Raw genomic sequence first — 4,848 nt, 5'->3', positions numbered from 1 at the left:
GTGTGCCCAATTTCTATTGGATGACCCTTGAAGTGGACCAATGAGAATTAAGCTAGAGTAAATCTAGTTTAATTAATTTAAAAACATTTAATAAAAGAAACCAATGAGAATTAAGTCTCCTAGAAGACTATTGGGCAGTCTCCCAAGGGGTCCAATGAGCATTCAGGAGCCCAATGGCTTGCCTGATTCCTATTGGCCAGGAGGCAAAGGGGTCCAATGAGAGTTTAGTTTAATTATTTAATTACCTAAAGCTCTCACAAAAGGGGAAAGGGGGACACATGTCAGAAGGCTATCACTTATGCTGCTTAATAGCCATTGGCTTGACTTGGGGAGGTCCAATGAGGCAAAAGCCAGACCAATTTAGCAAGAAGGGCTCGCCCAAGAGAGAGAGGGGGCTGATTTTTGCAAGGCATTATCACACACACACACACACTCACACAATCTCATGTGTGAAGAAAGAGAAGACTATCTCTTCCCAAGCTTTAATGGAGAGCTCATCACCTACTCCAAGCTTGTGAGATAGAAGCCTACATCAACACTCTCTTGGCATGTGGATGCAAATCCAACCAAGAGCCAAGCTTCAATGCATGCTCATCTCCTCTACCAAGCTAATTACTAAGCTAAGCTATGCTAATATGAGTGATTATGTGAGGAGATGTACATCTTTCTCGTAAGATACTCCTTCTTCCTCTCAATCTACTCTCATACCCTGCTAGCTCTCACCATCTTCGAAGGTGTGTGAGGTCTTGGGTCTGAGAACGGGGATAATTCAAGTTGTGTTTGTTAAGTGTTTTGCTTAGTGCATGAAGCTTTCATCTTCATTGCACTAGCTAGTCTTGAAGGAACACAAAGAATTGTATTGTACAATGTCTCTCTTGATGGGAGAAACCATAATACAAAGCCTTTTGGAGGGGGGACCGGCTCCATGCAAATCCGGTCCTCAACTGTTGTCAATAGCTTAATTTCTCTCTCTTTTGAAAGTATTGTTCATGCTATCTAACTAGGTGTTATGATTTTTGTTGCTCTCTCCACCCAAGCACTCTTGTAATTCTCATTAGGAATCTATTCTAATGAAATGCCCACTATGTTCATGCTAATTTCCGCTACACACAAGTTATTAGGCCATTAAATGTTACATTGGTATCAGAGCACAAGGTTTCTCTTTTCTTGCTCAAGAAGGGAGGTCCTCAAGCTAGCTACAAATGGTTGGTATTATTAATTGCATGTGAGTAAGTAGAATAGGGATTTTTCAGCCTTGCAGTGCGCCTGCCTTTGTGCAGTTAACGGGGCATCACCGTCGAGAGCTATGGTCTTAATAGTGGAGTCCTACGGGGCTTGCCTACGGCTTAACCACTATTGAGCTATTAGAAGCTTGACAGGAGCCGGTGCTGTTTTGGTGTCGAAAGACCCTCTCTTCTATTCCTTGCAATTAATGGTATTCGAGCCGCGGGTACAGTAGCTTGAGTGCTTTTTCTAAAGGGGTAAAGAGGAGTAGCAACTAGGGCTTGAAGTGCCAAAGTACACCTAAAAAGTTTACACCTAAAAGTTGTTAGAATGGCTGACAATATTAAAGAGAGTGAAATTAATGTTGATAACTTTGATTTTGCTCATGAGCAAGCTACTAATGATGCTTCAATGCTTGTTAACTATCTTGTTTCTAGGCTTCAACAAGCCATGGGCAATCCATCTCTCCAAAGTGAAGTGCAACGGCAGCTCCGTGCTCACGGGATTCTCCAAGCTCATCACCATGACGAGAGAACACCTAGGAAGCCTCCTTGTGAGACTACCAAAAGAGGTCTCTCTCCGATTCGGGAAGAAGAAGAGAATCCATATGAAGGGCTCAAGAATTTACTTCTTGATGATGCATCTCCTTCCCAAAGGAGAACTCAAGAGCCTCCACCGAAGGAACGAGAAAGAAGTGAGTCTCCCGCCACCTCGGCGGAGATGGCTCCACGAAGACGGCGGGCTAAACGCTCTCCATCACCACCAAAGCGGAGAAGACCATCACACTCTTCTCCACACCATAATTCAAAGAGGGATGATAAAAAGCAAGAGAAGAAAAAGGCGAGAAAGAGGACACCCTCTTCTCCATCTTCTTCATCCTCTTCCTCTTATGAAAGTGATGGTGAAGACGACGAAGATCAAGACAAGAAAAAGGCGAGAAAGAGGTCACCCTCTTCTCCACCTTCTTCAAATTCTTCACCTTCTGAAGAAAGTGATGGTGCAACCTTTGAACCATCAAAAAGAAGAGGCCATAGGAAATCCTATGCCGCATGGAAGAGGTCGTCCAAGCTGAAGAAGTTCAAAGAGGGAGGGAAGAGCATCTCTTTCCTTACCTATGATGGCACCTTTGGTGCTACGGACAAAGTCTTGGCCTTTATCCAACAATTCGATGCGGCGTTTGGAGATGAGGGCTTCACGGAGTCCTCTAAGCTACGCCATGTAGCTATGCACTTTCAAAAGTCCGCCAGACAATGGTGGTCTAGCCTACGAGCCAACGGTGAAGCTCCACGAACATGGAAAGCTTTAAGAGCTTCCATTATGAAGCAGTTTTTGGCCACCGATGCCAAAGACAAAGTACTCACCGAATGGCGAAGCTTAAAGCTCTCTCCCTATGAATCCATCCACAAATATGTAGACAAGTTTTGGGACCTACAACTCAAAGCCACTGTCTTCAAAAAGTTGGATTTTGGAGAGCAAAAGCAACAATTTTGTGCGGGCTTAACCGAAGAAATGGCGGAGTATGTCAACTCCCAAAGGCCACGTACCATATCGGCGGTAATACACCATACTATGGTGGCCTCTCGAATCAATTTCCAAACGGGGGCTAAAAGAAATAATAAGCCCACGGAAAACAAGGGTTCCAATGAGCCTAAGGGGAAGGACAATGTCCAAAAGTCTCCTAAGGGCAACTCCAACAAAGCTAAAGAGAAGGGAGTTTACAAAGGTAAAAATAAACTCTCTCCTGAAGAGCTTGAGCGTTATCGCAAGGATAACCGGTGTTTCAAGTGCGGCGAACAAGGGCATGCGTACCGCGCTTGTCCCCAAAAGAACAACCGCCAAGATCCTCCTAGAGCTACCTTGGTTGAAATCCAAGAGGAGGAGACTCACCAAACTCACCACAAAGGATCTCCTCTATGCCATGCTTGGGGAAAGGTAAGAGAACATGATGCTTTTATTCTCTTTGACCCTGGTTCTACTCACAATTTTATATCTATAGAGTTGGCCACCAAGCTAGGCATACAAGCCTACGAGATGGGAGATGTCCTACCCGCAGACAGTGCTTTCAAGGGGCAAGAAGCTTCAGTCACTCCCTTAATCGGGAAATTGAGGCTCCATGTCCAAAGCTATGTGGACAAAGAGGACTTCTTTATCTCTCCTCTCAAGCATGAGGATGTAATCCTAGGGGCACCATGGTTTGACCGCCTGGCTGCCGATGTTAAATTTCCTGAAAGGAGAATCTCCTTTAAGTTCAGGGAAAAAGACATGTATATAGATGCTAAGGAAATGGGTAACACCATCCCCATTGTACATACACCAGCTTTCAACAAGTCAATAAAGAGCTCTATTTCCGTGTACATGATTTTTGTTAAAGATTCTCAAAATGAACCTAATGCTTTAGCAAAAGAAAATAAAAGCAACCAAAAGGAATTAGAGTTATCCAATTTTCTCAAGGGGTTTCAAGATGTTTTTATTGACGACATCCCTTGTGAGCTACCTCCTAAACGAGGTAATGATGACCATGCAATTGAACTTCTTCCAGGAAGTTCACCGCCTAATAAACCTCCTTATAGAGTTTCTCAAGCTCAACAAGAGGAGATTATGCGGCAAGTGCATGAGTTAGTTGAGAAGGGCATGGTTAGGCCTAGCTCATCTCCATTTTGCTCACCTGTGCTATTAGTGCAAAAGAAAGACGGCACATATCGTATGTGTGTCGACTATAGAGCACTAAATAGGATCACTATCAAGAATAGGTTTCCCGTTCCACGGGTAGAAGACCTATTTGATAAGCTACAAGGATCGACCTACTTCAGTAGGATTGACCTAAAAAGTGGCTATCATCAAATAAGGATAGTTGATCAAGACATTGTAAAGACCGCATTTCGCACTACGTTTGGTCTTTACGAATACATTGTCATGCCTTTTGGCTTGACCAATGCACCAGCCACATTCAACCGCTTGATGGAGAAGCTATTCAGGCCTCACCGAACCTTTACTGGAGTGTTCTTTGATGATATTATCATCTACTCTAATTCATTAGACGAACACAAGCAACACCTCCAGGTAATATTTCAAGTTTTAAGAGAGAATAAACTTTATGTTAATCGAAAGAAAAGTGAATTTTTCTTACAAGAGATTCAATATTTAGGTCACATTATCTCTCAAGATGGCATCCAAATGGATCCATCAAAGTTAGAGGTAATAAAAGGATGGCCTAAACCAAGGAATCTTCATGAACTAAGAAGCTTTATTGGTATGTGTGCATACTATAGACGCTTCATAGAAAAGTTCTCACAAATAGCAGGACCATTACATGACTTAACAAAGAAAAACGTTAAGTATTCATGGACTGCTAAGGAGAAAAATGCTTTTGACAAGCTCAAAGAGAAGCTTACCTCCCAACCAGTCCTTATGCTTCCGGATCTCTCAAAGCCATTTGAGGTCCAATGTGATGCTTGTGGTGATTGCCTTGGAGCAGTCTTGCTTCAAGAAGGGCATGCCATAGCATATGAGAGCCGAAGGCTCAATACGGATGAACGGGTCCTGGGCATTTATTAGAAAGAGCTTTTAGCTATTCTACATGCCATAGACACATGGAAGCACTACCTATTGGGGACTCCATTTATT

1 protein-coding gene is annotated in these 4,848 nt (G+C 43.2%); it reads left to right on the top strand.

Going from position 1 to position 4,848, the window contains the following annotated elements:
- The first annotated feature begins 1,554 nt into the window (after window positions 1-1,554).
- On the top strand, window positions 1,555-4,779 hold the full coding sequence (locus tag DD606_RS23695) for a reverse transcriptase domain-containing protein (protein ID WP_129259278.1): 3,225 nt from the start codon (window positions 1,555-1,557) through the stop codon (window positions 4,777-4,779).
- Window positions 4,780-4,848: the final 69 nt, after the last annotated feature.

Origin of the sequence: Enterobacter cloacae complex sp. GF14B (genome assembly GCF_004136805.1) — a bacterium.
Classification (GTDB): Bacteria; Pseudomonadota; Gammaproteobacteria; order Enterobacterales; family Enterobacteriaceae; genus Enterobacter; species Enterobacter hormaechei_C.
Note: the sequence above shows the minus strand (reverse complement) of the source record. Positions and strands in the feature narration are given on the sequence as shown.